The following is a 15,925-nucleotide window of genomic DNA, read 5'->3' as shown; positions in this document are numbered from 1 at the left end:
CCGTGATGGACGAGACGGAGTTCTGGGAGATCATCGACTCCACCCGGGAGCGCGCCGAGGGCGATCCGGAGGAGCACGCCGACCTGCTCGTCGAGCGCCTGACGCAGCTCGATCCGGACTCCGTGGTCGACTTCGCCCGCCATTTCGAGGCCCGCTACAACCGCGCGTACACCTGGGATCTGTGGGGCGCGGCGGCGGTGCTGCTCGGCGGGGCGAGCGACGACGCCTTCGACTGGTTCCGGTGCTGGCTGATCGCCCAGGGCCGGGAGGTCTTCGAGGGCGGGGTGCACGATCCGGACGCGCTGGCGGAGCTGCTGGACGACTTCGACGAGGAGATCGACGGGGACGGCGAGGAGCTGGGCTTCGCGGCGGACGAGGCGTACGAGCAGCTGACCGGCGCGGAGACGCCGGACCTGGGGATCCCGCCGCCGGGGGCGGAGCCGGAGGGCACGCCGTTCGACCTGGACGACGAGGCCGTGCTCGCGGCCCGCTTCCCACGGCTGTGGGCCCGGTTCGGCCCCGGGTAGGGGGTACGGAGGGGCCGAACCGGGCGGTCTGTGTCCTCGTCGGGGAGCTCAGAAGTGGGTGCCGCCGTCGATGCGGACCTCGGTGCCGGTGATGAACTTCCCGTCCTCGCTGGCGAGCATGGCGACGACACCGGCGACGGTCTCGGGGCCGGCGAAGCCCTGGCCGAGGGCGGGGGCGAGCTTGGCGAAGAGGGACCAGTCGGTGTCCTCGGGCAGGCCGGGGCCCATGGACTGCCCGCTGGCTCCGGAGCCGTCGGTCATGCCGGAGGAGATGGAGCCGGGCTGCACGGCGGTGAAGCGGATGCCCTGCTTGGCGTACTCGGCGGCGAGGGCGTGCGTCATGGACTGGACGCCGCCCTTGCTGGCCGCGTAGGCCGCCATGTAGGGGTGGGCGAACATCGCCGAGGTGGAGGAGAAGTTGACGACGGCCGGGTCGTCGCCCTCCAGGAGCGCCGGTATGGCCTCGCGGATGACGAGGAAGGTGCCGGTGAGGTTGATCCGGATCACCTGCTCGAAGGCGTCGAGTGCGGTCTCGTGGGTGTGCGAGGAGCGCAGGATGCCGGCCGCGTTGACGAGCACGTCCAGACCGCCGAGGGCGGTGACGGCGGCGGCGACGCCCTCGCGTACGGAGCTCTCGTCGGCGATGTCCACGACGAGGGTGGTGAGGCGGCCGGCGGAGTCCCCCGCCTTGGCGACGGTGTCCTTGAGGCCGGCCTCGCTGATGTCGGCGGCGACGACGGTGCCGCCCTCCGCGAGCATGCGCAGCACGGTGGCCTGGCCGATGCCGGAGCCGCCGCCGGTGACGAGTGCGCGACGTCCTTCGTAACGGGTCAGCTGGTTCATGCGGCAACCGTACGCCTAAGTGACACGTTTTGCCATAGCTGCACGGAGTGCACGCATGGCAGCCGCGAGCGTACGCTGGGTGGGGTGAGCACCAAGCCCCCCTCCCTGACGGAGCGCCGCAAGGCCGCCACCCAGCTCGACATCGCCCGCGCCGCCGCCGAGCTGTTCACCGAGCGCGGCCCCGACGACACCACCGCCGAGGACATCGCCCAGCGGGCCGGGGTCGCGCTGCGCACCTTCTACCGCTACTTCCGCTCCAAGCAGGACGCGGTCGCCCCGCTGCTCGCGGGCGGCGCCGACCGCTGGCGCGCCGAGCTCGCCGCCACCCCGCCGGGCACGGACCTGGCCACCGCCCTGGAGCGGTCCGTCGCCGACTCCCTGACCGCGGCCGACGACGAGGCGGCGGAGGGCCTGCGCTGGACCCGCGGCCTGCTGCGCGCGGCGGAGCACGACCCGGCCCTGCGGGCCGTCTGGTACCGCGTCAACCAGGAGTCCGAGGAACGCCTCCGCGAGGTCCTCACCGCCCTCGCCCCTCCCCACGCCGACCCCCTCGCCCTCCGCCTCACCGCCGCGGCCGCCACCGCCGCGATCCGCCTCGCCCTGGAGACCTGGGCCCCGACGGACGCCCCGGCGGCGGGCGAGGGCGGCCCGGCGGCGTTGGCGGTGCGGTGCCTGCGGGAACTGACGGCGGGGGTGGGCGGGTTGACGGGGGGCGGGGAGGGCTGACGCGGGGCCGGTTGCGCGCCCACGACGGGGGGCGTGCGAAGGCCCCGCGACCGGGCCGGGGGGTGGCCCGCCCACCGGCACCCGGAGGCATCGTCGGCACCGGGCGCGAACCGAGGGGCACGCGGGACAGAGGCGCGGCGCGACGGCGGAGGGCGCCGGGTCAGTCCGTCAGGGACCGGCCCATCAGGATGTCGTCCACGTACGCCCCGTCCAGGAAGAACTCCCCCGGCAGGACGCCCTCCACCCGGAAGCCCTCGCTCTCGTAGAGGGAACGCGCGGGGTCGTTGGGGCCGAGGACGCGGAGGGTGAGGCGGGTGGCGCCCTGGGTGCGGGCGCGGGTCGCCGCGGCGCGCAGCAGGGCGCGGGCCACGCCCCGGCCGCGCGCGGCGCGCGAGACGGCGAGGCCCTGGATCTGGCGCACGTGGGCGTTGCACGCCAGCGGGGTGGGCGGGACGACCCGGACGTAGCCGACGACCGCGCCCCCGAGCTCCGCGACCAGGTGGTGCTCCGGCCGGTGCCGCTCGTCGTAGAAGGGCTGCCCCGGCTCCGGCGCGGGGATCACGGCGTGAAGGGGCGACCAGGTGGTGCGGTCCAGCTCGGCGAGGGCGGGCTCGTCGGCGGCGCGCGCCTCGCGTATCCGAATCTCCGGCACGATCATGCGGACCACTGTGTCACGGCCGGGCGGCGAAGGGCAGGATGAGCACCATGCAGCACACCTCGCAGCGGCACTCCGAGCAGCCGGACCCGTCACACCGCCGCCCCTCGCCCCCGCGCGCCCCCCGCCGGCGCGTGGCCGTCACCGGGGCGTCCGGGCTCATCGGCTCCGCGCTCGTGCGCTCCCTGCGCGCCGACGGCCACGAGGTCGTGCGGCTGGTCCGGCGGCCCGCCAGGACCGCCGACGAGGTGGAGTGGGACCCGGCCCGGCTGTACGTGGACACCGCGGGACTCGTCGGGGTCGACGCCGTCGTCCACCTCGCGGGCGCCGGCGTCGGCGAGCGGCGCTGGAACGACACGTACAAGCGGGAGATCCGCGACAGCCGCGTGCTCGGCACGCGCGCGGTCGCCGAGGCCCTCGCCTCGCTCGCCGACCCGCCCGAGGTGCTGGTCTGCGGGACCGCCCTCGGCTGGTACGGCGACACCGGCGACCGGGCCGTCGACGAGAGCGCGCCCGCGGGCGAGGGCTTCCTGCCGTCGGTGTGCGTGGAGTGGGAGGCCGCCGCGGCGCCCGCCGAAGCGGCCGGCATCCGCGTGGCGTACGCCCGTACGGGCCTGGTGGTGGCCCGCGAGGGCGGGGCCTGGGGCCGGTTGTTCCCGCTGTTCCGGGCCGGACTCGGCGGGCGGATGGGCGACGGCCGCCAGTACTGGAGCTTCATCTCGCTGCACGACGAGGTGGCCGCGCTGCGGCACATGGTCGACACCCCGTCCCTGTCCGGCCCCGTGAACCTCACCGCGCCCGAGCCGGTCACCAACCGGGAGGTCACGGCGGCGATGGGGCGCGTGCTGCGGCGCCCGGCGTTCCTCCACGTGCCCGCGCCCGCGCTGCGGGTGGTACTCGGGGAGTTCGCGCGGGACGTGCTCGGCAGCCAGCGCGTGCTGCCGGGGCGGCTGTTGGAGACCGGCTTCGACTTCGCCTTCCCGACGATCGACGACTCGGTACGGGCCGCCGCCCGCTGACCGCCCGTCGCCCGGCGAGGCCCCTCACCTCTCTTTACCGCGCGACTTCCTGACGGCCCGTCGCGCCCAGGCCCTCGACGCCCCGCCGTACCGCGGCTCCCGGACACCCCGCCGTACCGCGTCTGCCCGACACACCGCCGTTTCTCGCCCGCCGCCCCACCCGTTCGCCCCCGTGTGCTCCCCCGTGCTGCCCGCACGCCCGTCGCGCGCGGCTTCCCGGCGCCGGGGCAGTGCCTAGTCTCTTGCGAACTCGGGCATTCCGGGGGCTGCTTGGGGGCATAGGCCTCCACACAGCGCGACCGACCTGGGGAGGGGCACGTGCTCGACAACGCGGACGTCGTCGTCGTGGGAGCCGGGATCGCCGGCCTCGCGACGGCTCATCAGCTGACCGCTGCCGGTCTGTCGGTCAGGGTCCTGGAGGCCGCGCCGCGAGTCGGCGGCCGGATGGCGACGGACGTCGTCGACGGCTTCCGGCTCGACCGCGTGGGCCCGCTGTTCACCACACCGGAGCTGGACGGCGTGGCCATGCGCCCGTTCGCCCCCGGGGTGCTCGTGCACAGCGACGGACGGTACGGGCGGTGGGGCGCGCCGCACACCCCGTGGAGCGTCCCGAGGGGCGCGGGGGCCTCACGGAGTACGGGACGGGGTGCCCCGCACGCCCCCAGAGGCGCAGGGGGCGCGGGGGGCGCACGCGGAGTGGCGCGCGCCCTGGCCGGCGCCCCCCGCAATCCGGCCGTCTCGCTCGACCAGGCGCGTCTGGGGGCGTCCCTGGTGCGGCTCGCCACGACCCCGGCCCCGCGCCTGCTGGCCCGTACGGAGCGGGCCGCGCGCGAGGCGCTGACGGCCCGACTGCCGGCCCGTACCGTGCAGGGGGTGTTGCGTCCGCTGCTCGCCGCGCTGCTCGGTGACCCGGACCTGACGACCTCCAGCCGCCGGGCGGATCTGGCGCTGCGGTCCTTCGCCCGGGGCCGGCTCGGGGTGCCCGAGGGAGGTTCCGGGACGCTGCCGGAGCGGCTGGCGGCCGGGCTGCCACCGGGCACCGTACGGACCGGGGTCCGGGTCACGGAGGCGTCGATCTCGCGGGTGACGACGGCGGAGCACGGGGTGTTCGGCTGCCGGTCGGTGGTGCTCGCGACGGGCGGGCGGACGGCGGCCGAGCTGCTGCCGGGCCTGCGGGTCCCCGACTACCACGCGGCGACCGTGCTGCACCACACGGCGCCCGCCCCGCCGTCCGCCGATCCGATGCTGCTGGTGGAGTCCGACGCGGGCGGCCCGGTGGCGCACACGGCGGTGATGAGCGCGGTCGACCCGAGCCGGGCGCCGGCGGGCCGGACCCTGATCACCTCGACCATCCTGGGCGACCCGCCGGACGACACGGAACGGCGGGTCCGCAAGCACCTGGCCACGCTGTACGGGGTCTCCACGGACGAGTGGGAGCTGCTCGACCTGCACCACACCCCGCACGCCTTCCCGGCGATGCGGCCGCCGTTCGACCCCGAGCGCCCGGTGCGCCTGCTGTCCGGCCTGTACGTGTGCGGGGACCACCGCGCCACCGGCACCCCCGTCGGCGCGCTCGCCTCGGCGCGCCGCACCGCCGCCGCCCTCCTGGCGGACCTGGGCCTGCGGGCCCCGGAGACGACGGCCGCCGCCACCCCGGCGGAGAAGGCCGCCTGACAGCCGCTCGGCGGGGGGCCGGCCAGCCGGCAGGGGTCGCCCCCCGGCGGCGGCAGGGCCCTTCCGCGACCGGGCTCAGCCGAGGGCGGCCACCCGGTCGCGGTAGGTGCGGACGGCGGGCGCGTCGCGGTAGGGCTCCAGGCGGCGTTCGAAGTCGCGGACGTACTCGACGGCGCGCGCCGAGCGCATCTCGGCGGCCTGCTGGGCGGCCTCGGCGCCCAGGGCGCAGGCCTGGTCGAGCTCGCCGAGGGCGAGCCGCGCGGTGGCGAGGACGACCCGGCAGAACAGACGGCTGCGGGCGTAGCCGGGGGCGCGGAGCTGGAGGGCGCGCTCGGCGTGCTGGGCGGCGGCCCGGTACTGCTGGAGGTCGCGGTGGCAGTGCCCGAACTCGTCGGCGAGCTGGGCCTCGTCGAAGGACCTGGCCCAGTACGGCACCTCGTCGCCGGGCCGGGCCGCCTCCAGGGCTCGTTCGGCCCGGGCGAGGGCGGCGCCGCAGGGCCGGGACTCGCCGAGCACGGCGTGCCCGCGGGCCTCGACCGAGTGGAGCAGGGCCTGGACGACGGGCGGCGCGGCGGAGCCGATGCCCTGCTGGGCGACCCGGGCGAGCTGGACGGCCTCGCGGCCGTGGCCGAGGTAGACGGCCTGGTGGCTCATGGTGACGAGGACGTACGAGCCGTAGGCCCGGTCGCCGGCCGCCTGGGCGAGCCGCAGCGCCTGGACGAAGTACCGCTGGGCGAGGCCGTGCGCGGCGATGTCGTACGAGGTCCAGCCGGCCAGCCGGGTGAGGTCGGCGGCGGCGGCGAAGAGCCGGCGTCCGATGTTCTCCCCGTACGTGCCGCGCAGCATCGGTTCGGCCTCGTGCTCCAGGTACCGGACGAGGGCCTGGCGGGCGTGGCCGCCGCCGTAGGCGTGGTCGAGGGTGCGGAAGAGCTCGCCGACCGAGCGCAGCGCGGCGATGTCCCCGCTGGAGACCCGCTGCCCCGGGCCCCGGTCGGTGCCGCGCTGGCGGGGGACGGAGAAGCGGCCCTGGGCGGGGACGCGCGGGTCGCCGCCGTCGGAACCGGCACCGCTACCGGCCTTGGCACCCGCGACCGGTCCGCCGACGGGTTCCCCGCGCGCGACGCGCTCGTCGGCCCGGCCGATCAGCCAGTCGCGGCTGGGGACGACGAGGCCGGCCGGGGTGAAGGCGATCTTCCGCAGCTCGGCGTGGCTCCCGGAGTCCTTGCGCCACAGCCCGCTGACGATGTCGACGGCCTCCTCGGGCGTGGCGGCGAACTCGAGGCCCGCGTAGACGGGCGCGCAGGCGTCGAGCCCGAGGTCCTGCGCGGAGAGCCGGCGGCCGAGGCGGCGGGTGAAGACCTCGGCGATCAGGGCGGGGGTGGTGCCGCGCGGCTGCTGGCCGCGCAGCCAGCGGGTCACGGAGGTCTTGTCGTACCGCAGGTCGAGGCCGTGCTCCAGGCCGAGCTGGTCGACCCGTCGGGCGAGACCCGCGTTGGAGAAACCTGCTTCGGCGATGAGCGCGGCGAGCTGGCGGTTCGGGATGCGCTGCGGGGGTCGTTCCGTCATCAGCTGTGCGGTCTCCTGCCTTCCGGGCCGGGGTGGCAGCCCGTATCGACCCTCATGACCCTCATGGAACGGCGTGAATTTAACGGTAGGAACCGCCCCGACCGCCGCCTTCGCCCCACATTCATCCGATCGTGTGAGGAACGGATGGAAGGGTTGCCGACGGCCGGTGACCAGCGGCAACCCGGGGTGCGGACGGCCGCGAGGCGGGGACGGCAGAGGTGACGGTAGGGACGGCGCGGCAGGGAGAACCGATTCTCCCGACGGGGACACGCCGTGACGTTCCGTATCCGTACCACCGGCCGCCACGACCGTACGTCACGCACCCCGTCACGCCCGCCCGCGCCCGCGTACACCTGCCGGACGGCTGTTCGCGCCACCGCCGTACAGTGGCATGGGCGCGAATGACGCATGGTGCCGAGCCGGCTCCCGCCCCGGGACGATCCCCGGAACCCGGCCCCCGGCACCCAGGAGGAGGCATTGCCGTGAGTGAGCTGCGATTCGTCCGTCTGGGCTTCGGCGAGAACGCCGTCGACTACCAGGTGGCGTGGGACAAGCAGCGCGAGGTGCACGCCGCCCGGTTCGCCGACGAGGTCGAGGACACCTGTCTGCTCCTGGAGCACCCGCCCGTGTACACCGCGGGCCGGCGCACCGAGGACAGTGAGCGCCCGCTGGACGGGACGCCGGTCGTGGACGTGGACCGCGGCGGCAAGATCACCTGGCACGGCCCCGGCCAGCTGGTCGGCTATCCGATCCTGAAGCTGCCCCGGCCGGTCGACGTGGTCGCCCACGTCCGCCGCCTGGAGGAGGCGCTGATCCGCACCGCCGCCGACTTCGGTCTGGAGACCACCCGGGTGGAGGGCCGCAGCGGGGTCTGGGTGCTGGGCGACCCGATCGAGCAGCGGCCCGCGCTCGGCGGGCTCTCCCTGGACTTCGACCCTCGGCTGAACGACGAGGAGTTCGACCCGCGGCTGAACGGCCCGGAGTACGCGCCCTCCAACGCCGGGCAGCGGCGCGAGGACCGCAAGCTCGCGGCCATCGGCATCCGGGTCGCCAAGGGCGTCACCATGCACGGCTTCGCCCTCAACGTGAACCCGGACAACACCTGGTTCGACAAGATCATCCCGTGCGGCATCCGGGACGCCGGCGTGGCCTCCCTCGCGGGCGAGCTGGGCCGGGACATCACGATCGAGGAGGTGCTGCCGGTGCTGGAGAGGCATCTGCGGGACGTCCTGGAGAACGCGGAGCTCAAGCCGCGGGAGATCGAGCGGGCCTCGGCCTGAGGAATGCCGAGCTCTGGCCACGGGTTGGCCTGAGCGTCAGGGCATGAGAAGCCATGGGCGTACCCTGGTGTGCGCCGAAGAATCGAAGCTACAGGAGCCGATGTGTCCGCAGTCGCACCCGACGGACGCAAGATGCTGCGCCTGGAGGTCCGGAACAGCCAGACCCCCATCGAGCGCAAGCCCGAGTGGATCAAGACCCGGGCGAAGATGGGGCCCGAGTACAACAAGCTGCAGGGCCTCGTGAAGAGCGAGGGGCTCCACACGGTCTGCCAGGAGGCGGGCTGCCCCAACATCTTCGAGTGCTGGGAGGACCGCGAGGCGACCTTCCTCATCGGCGGCGACCAGTGCACCCGCCGCTGCGACTTCTGCCAGATCGACACCGGCAAGCCGCAGGCCCTGGACCGTGACGAGCCGCGCCGCGTGGGCGAGTCCGTCGTCACCATGGACCTGAACTACGCCACCATCACCGGCGTCGCGCGCGACGACCTGGAGGACGGCGGCGCCTGGCTGTACGCGGAGACCGTGCGCCAGATCCACCAGCAGACCGAGGGGCGCGCCGCCGGCCGCACCAAGGTCGAGCTGCTCGCCCCCGACTTCAACGCGGTGCCGGAGCTCCTGGAGGAGGTCTTCGCCTCCCGCCCCGAGGTCTTCGCGCACAACATCGAGACGGTGCCGCGGATCTTCAAGCGGATCCGTCCGGGCTTCCGTTACGAGCGGTCCCTCGACGTCATCACCAAGGCCCGGGACTACGGTCTGGTCACGAAGTCCAACCTCATCCTCGGCATGGGCGAGACCCGCGAGGAGGTCAGCGAGGCGCTTCGGCACCTGCACGACGCGGGCTGCGAGCTGATCACCATCACCCAGTACCTGCGTCCGTCCGTGCGGCACCACCCCGTGGAGCGCTGGGTGAAGCCGCAGGAGTTCGTGGAGCTGAAGGAGGAGGCCGACGAGATCGGCTTCTCCGGCGTGATGTCGGGCCCGCTGGTCCGTTCGTCGTACCGGGCGGGAAGGCTCTACCAGCAGGCGATCGAGCAGCGCAGCCGAGCCGGAGCGTAGGTCGGGGGTCCGCCCGAGGAACGAGGGTGGGCACCCGGCCGCAGCGGTGGCGAGGCGGAGCGCGACCAGAAGCACGAGCAGCGCAGCCGAGCCGGAGCGTAGGTCGGGGGTCCTCCCGAGGAACGAGGGCGCGTACACGAGCTTCGTCGCGGCCGTCCGTACGTCGTACGGACGGCCGCATCCGCTTGTCATGAGCTTCATGCGTGTTTGACCACCGGGTCACGCCCTGGTAACACCAATCTGTGAGGCTGTTCTCACTCACCGCCATCAAGCGCTCACGGAGGCCCTCGCCCATGCAGGCCGCGCACATCCGAGCCCATGCGATTCCGTCCGTCACCGACGCCCTGAAGGCCGTCGAGTCCGTGCTGCTCGCCCGCGGGCACCGCACCGCCCGGCGTAACGCCTGGACCTCGGTCCTGGAGGACCGCCGCCGTGCCAAGGACCGGGTGGAGGCCCAGCACGTCATGGAGGCCGTGGCGGGCCGGGCTTCCCGGGCCACGTAAACTTCAGGACATGGCGAGGAAGGCAAACACGGGCGGCGCTGACGCCGCGAACCCCGGGCGACTGAAGCAGATCGCCCTCACGTACAAGATGACCCGGAAGGCCGACCCGAAGGTCGGTCTCGTCGTCGCGGGCGTGGGCATCGTCGTACTCGGTGTCCTCCTCGCGATCGGCTTCCTGATCGGTCACCCGGTCTACCTGGGCATTCTCGGTTTCGTTCTGGCCTTCCTGGCGATGGCGATCGTCTTCGGCCGGCGTGCCGAGAAGGCGGCCTTCGGTCAGATGGAGGGCCAGCCGGGCGCGGCCGCGGCGGTGCTGCAGAACATCGGGCGCGGCTGGACGACGACTCCGGCGGTGGCGATGAACCGCAACCAGGACGTCGTGCACCGCGCGGTCGGCCGCCAGGGCATCGTGCTGGTGGCCGAGGGCAACCCGAACCGGCTGAAGACGCTGCTCGCGGCCGAGAAGCGGAAGATGGCCCGGATCGTCCCGGACGTGCCGGTGACGGACATCATCGTCGGCAACGACGAGGACTCCGGCCAGGTGCCGCTCAAGAAGGTCCGTACGAAGATGCTGAAGCTGCCCCGGGTGCTCGCCGGGCCCCAGGTGACGGCGACGAACGACCGGCTGCGGGCGATGGGCGACCTGATGAGCAACATGCCGCTGCCGAAGGGTCCGATGCCGAAGGGCATGCGGATGCCGCGCGGCGGAAAGATGCGCTGAGGCCGCGCCTACGAACGAGGGTGCCCCGGACCGATCGGTCCGGGGCACCCCCTTTTTTTCGCTTTTTCGCTCGTCTACGGGTCAGATCCGGACCTGGACGGCGCCGGAGAACCGGTCGTGCAGTCCGCGGCCGTCGCGGTCCCAGATGAGGGCCGGGAGGGCGAGGCAGACGAGGAGGCTGCGCACGGCGACCCGGACCAGGCCGAGACGGCCGCCGTTCACGGAGACGACCCGGAGTCCGAAGAGCCGCTTGCCGGGGGTGGAGCCGATGGTGCCGATGGTCAGCACGCTCAGGACCAGCAGGATGAGCAGGGCCCAGTTGCCGGTGGCCTGGCGGTAGCCGTCGGTGATCAGGCCGTATGCGATCAGCATGCAGAGGGCCCAGTCGACGGCGAGGGCGCCGAGGCGGCGGCCGGGGCGGGCGATCGAGCCGGGGCCGTCCTCGGGAAGGCCGAGCTGCTGCCCCCGGTAACCGAAGTCCACGCCGGCTTCCTCGGCCGCGGCGCGCGGTCCGGAGAGCCATGATCCGAGTGCTTGCCTGTTGTCCACCCGACCACGGTACTGCGCCCGTTTTTGATCACTTCGGCCTGGGTCGGGCTCGGGCGGGCGGGAGGGCGGGGGCCGGGGCGGGGCACCCGCGCCGGTTAACTTCGACGAAACAAATGGGTCATGCTTGAGAAATCCCGTCTGCCTATGGTCGGGTCCTGCGTGGGCCACCGCACTGGCCGCACGACCGAACTGCAACCCCGCCCCTCCCCGGGCCGGGAGTAGGAGGAGTTGGATGTTCCAGAACGCCGACGAGGCCAAGAAGTTCATTCAGGACAATGACGTCAAGATGGTCGATGTCCGGTTCTGCGACCTTCCGGGCGTGATGCAGCACTTCACGATCCCGGCGACGGCGTTCGACCCGTCCGAGGAGCTGGCCTTCGACGGTTCGTCGATCCGCGGCTTCCAGGCCATCCACGAGTCGGACATGGCCCTGCGCGCCGACCTGTCGACGGCCCGCCTGGACCCGTTCCGCCGCGACAAGACGCTGAACATCAACTTCTTCATCCACGACCCGATCACGGGCGAGCAGTACAGCCGTGACCCGCGCAACATCGCGAAGAAGGCGGAGGCGTACCTGGCCTCCACCGGCATCGCCGACACCGCGTACTTCGGCCCCGAGGCCGAGTTCTACGTGTTCGACTCGGTCCGCTTCGAGACCTCGGCGAACCAGGGCTTCTACCACATCGACTCCGAGGCCGGCGCCTGGAACACCGGCAAGGAGGAGGACAACCGGGGTTACAAGGTCCGCTACAAGGGCGGCTACTTCCCGGCCCCGCCGGTCGACCACTTCGCCGACCTGCGCGCGGAGATCTCCCTGGAGCTGGAGAACGTCGGCCTCAAGGTCGAGCGCCAGCACCACGAGGTCGGCACCGCCGGCCAGGCGGAGATCAACTACAAGTTCAACACGCTGCTGGCCGCGGCCGACGACCTGATGCTCTTCAAGTACATCGTGAAGAACGTCGCCTGGCGCAACGGCAAGACCGCGACCTTCATGCCGAAGCCGATCTTCGGCGACAACGGCTCGGGCATGCACGTCCACCAGTCGCTGTGGACCGGCGGCGAGCCGCTCTTCTACGACGAGCAGGGCTACGCGGGCCTCTCGGACACCGCCCGCTACTACATCGGCGGCATCCTGAAGCACGCCCCGTCGCTGCTGGCCTTCACCAACCCGACGGTGAACTCCTACCACCGTCTGGTCCCGGGCTTCGAGGCGCCGGTCAACCTGGTCTACTCGCAGCGCAACCGCTCCGCCGCGATGCGCATCCCGATCACGGGCTCGAACCCGAAGGCCAAGCGCGTCGAGTTCCGCGCGCCGGACCCGTCCTCGAACCCGTACCTCGCCTTCTCGGCCCTGCTCCTCGCGGGCCTCGACGGCATCAAGAACAAGATCGAGCCGGCCGAGCCGATCGACAAGGACCTCTACGAGCTCGCCCCCGAGGAGCACGCGGGCGTCGCCCAGGTCCCGACCAACCTCGAGGCCGTCCTCAAGGCCCTCGAGGAGGACAACGAGTACCTGCAGGCCGGCGGTGTCTTCACCGCCGACCTGATCGAGACCTGGATCGACTACAAGCGCACCCACGAGATCGCCCCGATCCAGCTGCGCCCGCACCCGCACGAGTTCGAGCTGTACTTCGACCTCTAAGCCGGAGCTTTCGAGCCGGACCTTCCGAGGCCCGTCGCCCCTCCCGGGGCGGCGGGCCTCGCCGTTTCCGCGGTTCGGATACACAAGGTGACGAGCAGGTGAACGACTGACGAACAATCAGTTGTACCGTCGGGTAGGAGTCTCACGCTCCGCGACTGATCGATAGCTTGTCGTCGTCGCGGCCGCCACACCCGGAGCACAGGGCTCCGCTGGGACTAGTTGGCGCGATGAGGACTTCCGAACGTGACTCAGGCGGCATATGCCCCTGCCGAGACGCTCCGACTCCAGCCGTACACCGACCACTGCCGTGTCATCGCCGAAGAGGGTGCGCACGTGGTCATCGGCGTCTCACCGGGAAACAGTTATTTCACCGCCCAGCGCCTGCGCGATCTGGCGCGCTGGGGGCTCGACCACTTCGACCGGGTCGATCTCGTCTACACCGATCTGCACGTGGCCGACATGTACGAGGCCCTCGGGTACGGGGCCGACGAAGCGCGGCGCAAGGCCGTGAAGAACCTGCGAGGGGTACGGGCGAAGGTCGGCGCCGCCGTCGCCGAGACCGATCCGACGGGGGTGCGGGTGCGGGCCCGGGGGATGTCGGAGTTCGGGGCGATACCCGCGTATCAGGAGCTGCACCGGCGGGTCGTGGCGGCGGTGGCCGGCGACCCGGTGGTGCGGGAGACGTGTGACGCCCTCGCCGGAATCTTCCTGGCCGGGAAGCTGACGCCGGGGCAGGAGATCAGCGAGCGGCAGCGGCAGGTGTGCCGGGCGTACATCTGCGCCGAGGTGCCGCTGTTCCTGGACACGCCCGCGATCCTCGGGGTGCCGTCCTCGCTCAACTGCTACCACCAGGCACTGCCGTTGGCCGACCTGCTGTACGCCCGGGGGTCCGGGCTGCGGGCCTCGCGCAATCAGGGGCACGGCATCCTCACCCCCGTCCCGTCCGCCGAAGGAGACGCACGATGACCCGTCCCACCGTCGACCTGCCGGCGTTCCCCTTCGACTGGAACGGTACCCGGCTGCCCGCCGAGATCGAGGAGCTGCGGGCCGAGCCCGTGCGGAAGGTGCGGACCATCGCCGGGGCGGAGGCCTGGCTGGTCTCCTCGTACGAGCTGTGCCGCCAGGTGCTCGACGACCCGAGGTTCAGCCTGAAGGACACGTCCGCGCCGGGCGTGCCGCGGCAGTACGCGCTGACGATCCCGCCGCACGTGGTGAACAACATGGGCAACATCACCGGTGCGGGGCTGCGCAAGGCCGTGATGAAGGCCATCAACCCGAAGGCGCCCGGTCTGGAGGAGTGGCTGCGCGTACGGGCGGGGGCCCTGGTGGACGCCATGGTCGGCGAGGGGGCGCCCGGGGAGCTGCGGGGCTCGTTCGCCGATCCGTACTCGGCGGGGCTGCACTGCCGGATCCTCGGGATTCCGCAGGAGGACGCGCCGCGGCTGCTGCGCAGCCTGGACGTGGCGTTCATGAACGCGCCGCGCGAGATCGAGGCCGCGCGGCTCAACTGGGACCGGGACATCGCCTACATGGTCGAGCGGCTCGACGATCCGGCGACCACCGGGCTGATGGCGGAGCTCGCGGCGCTGCGGGAGGATCCCGACTACGCGCATGTGACGGACGAGATGCTGGCCACGGTCGGTGTGACGCTCTTCGGGGCGGGGGTGATCTCGACCGCCGGGTTCCTGACCATGGCGCTGGTGTCGGTGCTGACCCGGCAGGACGTGCGGGAGGCGCTCGCCGGGGGCGGCGGGGTCGCCGGGGCGATGGACGAGCTGCTGCGGGTCAACCTGTCGATCGGCGACGGGCTGCCGAGGCTGGCGCTCGAGGACATGTGGCTGGGTGACGTGCTGGTCCGCGCGGGCGAGCTGGTGCTCGTGCTCGTGGAGGCGGCCAATCACGATCCGGAGCGCTTCCCCGATCCGCTGGCCTTCCGGCCGGACCGGGAGAACGCCTCGGACCATCTGTCCTTCGGCGGCGGAGGGCACTACTGCCCGGCGACCGCGCTCGGCAAGCGGCACGCCGAGATCGCTCTGGAGACGCTGCTCGAACGCCTGCCGGGGCTCCGGCTCGCGGTGCCGGTCGAACAGCTGGTGTGGCGCACCAACTTCATGAAGCGGCTGCCCGAGCGGCTGCCCGCCGCCTGGTAGCGGCGCCCGGTGAGCCGTCTCGCTGAGCGTCGGTGAGGGGGCGCTGCCCGGCGTGGGCCGGGCAGCGCCCGGACGTCAGCGGCCGTAGCGGATCAGGGCGCGGACCATGTGGCAGGTGGTGTCGGAGGGCGGGTGGATGCCGAGCTGGGTGGCGGTCGTGCGTATCTTCGCGTTCGTGGCGCGGGAGGGCAGGTAGACGCCCGCGTCGAGCAGGGCGATCGCGAGGCGCATGGCCTTCAGTCGGCGGTTGTGGGTGACGTACCACTCGCGGGGGCGGCCCGCGGGGAGCGGCTTCTTCTGGAGGGGCTTCCAGGGTTCGAGGGACGGTGTCCGGATCATGGCGACTGCCATGGGCGACCTCCTGGCGAACGGTGGGCGGGGGCCCTCCCCGGGACCCTCACCTTCACCCTCGATTTTAGTGGCGACCACTGACAATCGTCCCTGGCCAGAACGGCTTTCGCAGGGGGTGGGGGCGGTACGTTGGGAGGCATGGAGATCTGGATCAACCCCGCCTGTTCCAAGTGCCGTGGCGCGCTGACCCTGCTGGACGCCGAGGGCGCCGACTACACCGTGCGGCGCTATCTGGAGGACGTGCCGTCGCCCGAGGAGATCCGGGAGGTGCTGGACCGGCTGGGCCTCGAGCCGTGGGACATCACGCGGACGCAGGAGGCGGCCGCGAAGGAGCTGGGCCTCAAGGAGTGGCCGAAGGACGCGGAACACCGGGACCGCTGGGTGGAGGCGCTGGCGGCGCACCCGAAGCTGATCCAGCGGCCGATCATCACCGCCGACGACGGCACGGCGGTCGTCGCGCGGACCGAGGAGGCCGTGCGGGACGCGCTGTCCCGCTGATCCTCCGTCAGGCGAAGTGGCGGGCGGTCCAGACGCCGTAGGAGTGCCCGACGAGACCGACCGGGCCCGGCGCCGGGCCGGCCGCCGCGCCGCAACTGACCACCCTCATGGGCGTCTTTGACGTCCCTCATTCCCGGTCCGCGTGGTCGGCAGTGGCCGGCACCC

At 72.8% G+C, this 15,925-nt stretch carries 17 protein-coding genes; 12 read left to right on the top strand and 5 right to left on the bottom strand.

The features are described from left to right. Positions 1-5: 5 nt before the first annotated feature. A complete protein-coding gene (locus ABTZ91_RS17030) occupies positions 6-527 on the top strand; it encodes a DUF4240 domain-containing protein (protein ID WP_352078147.1) in 522 nt (173 codons plus the stop codon). Between the two features lie 48 nt (positions 528-575). Here the strand turns inward: ABTZ91_RS17030 and ABTZ91_RS17025 are convergent, their stop codons facing one another. Further along, the gene (locus tag ABTZ91_RS17025) at positions 576-1,370 is read right to left on the bottom strand and encodes an SDR family oxidoreductase (protein WP_352077952.1); all 795 of its coding nucleotides are present in this window, start codon (positions 1,368-1,370) and stop codon (positions 576-578) included. A gap of 84 nt (positions 1,371-1,454) precedes the next feature. Between ABTZ91_RS17025 and ABTZ91_RS17020 the strand changes: the two genes are divergently transcribed. Beyond that, positions 1,455-2,096 carry a TetR family transcriptional regulator gene (locus tag ABTZ91_RS17020; RefSeq protein ID WP_352077951.1) on the top strand — a complete coding sequence of 214 codons (642 nt, stop codon included), beginning with the start codon at positions 1,455-1,457 and terminating at the stop codon, positions 2,094-2,096. A gap of 160 nt (positions 2,097-2,256) precedes the next feature. Here the strand turns inward: ABTZ91_RS17020 and ABTZ91_RS17015 are convergent, their stop codons facing one another. Further along, a complete protein-coding gene (locus tag ABTZ91_RS17015) occupies positions 2,257-2,754 on the bottom strand; it encodes a GNAT family N-acetyltransferase (protein WP_352077950.1) in 498 nt (165 codons plus the stop codon). 47 nt (positions 2,755-2,801) lie between these two features. Between ABTZ91_RS17015 and ABTZ91_RS17010 the strand changes: the two genes are divergently transcribed. Continuing rightward, the gene (locus tag ABTZ91_RS17010; RefSeq protein WP_352078146.1) at positions 2,802-3,770 is read left to right on the top strand and encodes a TIGR01777 family oxidoreductase; all 969 of its coding nucleotides are present in this window, start codon (positions 2,802-2,804) and stop codon (positions 3,768-3,770) included. Positions 3,771-4,088: 318 nt separating this feature from the next. Then, positions 4,089-5,444 (top strand): NAD(P)/FAD-dependent oxidoreductase, encoded by a 1,356-nt coding sequence (locus ABTZ91_RS17005; protein ID WP_352077949.1) that lies wholly within the window; start codon positions 4,089-4,091, stop codon positions 5,442-5,444. 75 nt (positions 5,445-5,519) lie between these two features. Here the strand turns inward: ABTZ91_RS17005 and ABTZ91_RS17000 are convergent, their stop codons facing one another. Then, positions 5,520-7,010, bottom strand: coding sequence for a regulator (locus tag ABTZ91_RS17000; RefSeq protein ID WP_352077948.1), 1,491 nt, complete (start codon positions 7,008-7,010; stop codon positions 5,520-5,522). Between the two features lie 482 nt (positions 7,011-7,492). On the opposite strand from ABTZ91_RS17000, the gene lipB reads away from it, so the two are divergent. The 4 genes from lipB to ABTZ91_RS16980 all read left to right on the top strand — a co-directional run bounded on the left by lipB (position 7,493) and on the right by ABTZ91_RS16980 (position 10,570). Then, the gene (lipB, locus tag ABTZ91_RS16995) at positions 7,493-8,290 is read left to right on the top strand and encodes a lipoyl(octanoyl) transferase LipB (protein WP_352077947.1); all 798 of its coding nucleotides are present in this window, start codon (positions 7,493-7,495) and stop codon (positions 8,288-8,290) included. A 102-nt stretch (positions 8,291-8,392) separates the two neighbouring features. After that, positions 8,393-9,346 carry a lipoyl synthase gene (gene lipA / locus ABTZ91_RS16990; RefSeq protein ID WP_352077946.1) on the top strand — a complete coding sequence of 318 codons (954 nt, stop codon included), beginning with the start codon at positions 8,393-8,395 and terminating at the stop codon, positions 9,344-9,346. A 293-nt stretch (positions 9,347-9,639) separates the two neighbouring features. Continuing rightward, positions 9,640-9,849, top strand: a complete 210-nt coding sequence (locus ABTZ91_RS16985) for a hypothetical protein (protein WP_352077945.1) — start codon at positions 9,640-9,642, stop codon at positions 9,847-9,849. A gap of 10 nt (positions 9,850-9,859) precedes the next feature. After that, a complete protein-coding gene (locus tag ABTZ91_RS16980) occupies positions 9,860-10,570 on the top strand; it encodes a DUF4191 domain-containing protein (RefSeq protein ID WP_345489009.1) in 711 nt (236 codons plus the stop codon). A gap of 81 nt (positions 10,571-10,651) precedes the next feature. Here ABTZ91_RS16980 and ABTZ91_RS16975 read toward each other — a convergent pair whose 3' ends face one another. After that, on the bottom strand, positions 10,652-11,119 hold the full coding sequence (locus ABTZ91_RS16975) for an RDD family protein (protein ID WP_352077944.1): 468 nt from the start codon (positions 11,117-11,119) through the stop codon (positions 10,652-10,654). A 232-nt stretch (positions 11,120-11,351) separates the two neighbouring features. Between ABTZ91_RS16975 and glnA the strand changes: the two genes are divergently transcribed. The 3 genes from glnA to ABTZ91_RS16960 all read left to right on the top strand — a co-directional run bounded on the left by glnA (position 11,352) and on the right by ABTZ91_RS16960 (position 14,911). Next, the gene (gene glnA / locus ABTZ91_RS16970; protein WP_345489005.1) at positions 11,352-12,761 is read left to right on the top strand and encodes a type I glutamate--ammonia ligase; all 1,410 of its coding nucleotides are present in this window, start codon (positions 11,352-11,354) and stop codon (positions 12,759-12,761) included. 243 nt (positions 12,762-13,004) lie between these two features. Continuing rightward, on the top strand, positions 13,005-13,727 hold the full coding sequence (locus ABTZ91_RS16965) for a tRNA-dependent cyclodipeptide synthase (protein ID WP_352077943.1): 723 nt from the start codon (positions 13,005-13,007) through the stop codon (positions 13,725-13,727). Further along, positions 13,724-14,911, top strand: coding sequence for a cytochrome P450 (locus ABTZ91_RS16960; protein WP_352077942.1), 1,188 nt, complete (start codon positions 13,724-13,726; stop codon positions 14,909-14,911). The genes ABTZ91_RS16965 and ABTZ91_RS16960 overlap by 4 nt, the downstream gene beginning before the upstream one ends. A gap of 75 nt (positions 14,912-14,986) precedes the next feature. On the opposite strand, the gene ABTZ91_RS16955 is transcribed toward ABTZ91_RS16960, so the two are convergent. After that, complete coding sequence (locus ABTZ91_RS16955) at positions 14,987-15,262, bottom strand: hypothetical protein (protein ID WP_352077941.1); 276 nt, start codon at positions 15,260-15,262, stop codon at positions 14,987-14,989. Between the two features lie 138 nt (positions 15,263-15,400). Here ABTZ91_RS16955 and ABTZ91_RS16950 point away from each other — a divergent pair, with 138 nt between their 5' ends. Next, positions 15,401-15,760 (top strand): arsenate reductase family protein, encoded by a 360-nt coding sequence (locus ABTZ91_RS16950; protein WP_352077940.1) that lies wholly within the window; start codon positions 15,401-15,403, stop codon positions 15,758-15,760. Positions 15,761-15,925 lie beyond the last annotated feature (165 nt).

This window comes from Streptomyces sp. NPDC126499, from assembly GCF_040302485.1.
In the GTDB taxonomy this organism is placed as follows: Bacteria; Actinomycetota; Actinomycetes; order Streptomycetales; family Streptomycetaceae; genus Streptomyces.
The sequence above is the reverse complement of the archived record's forward strand: the minus strand, read 5'-3'. Positions and strand labels throughout refer to the sequence as shown.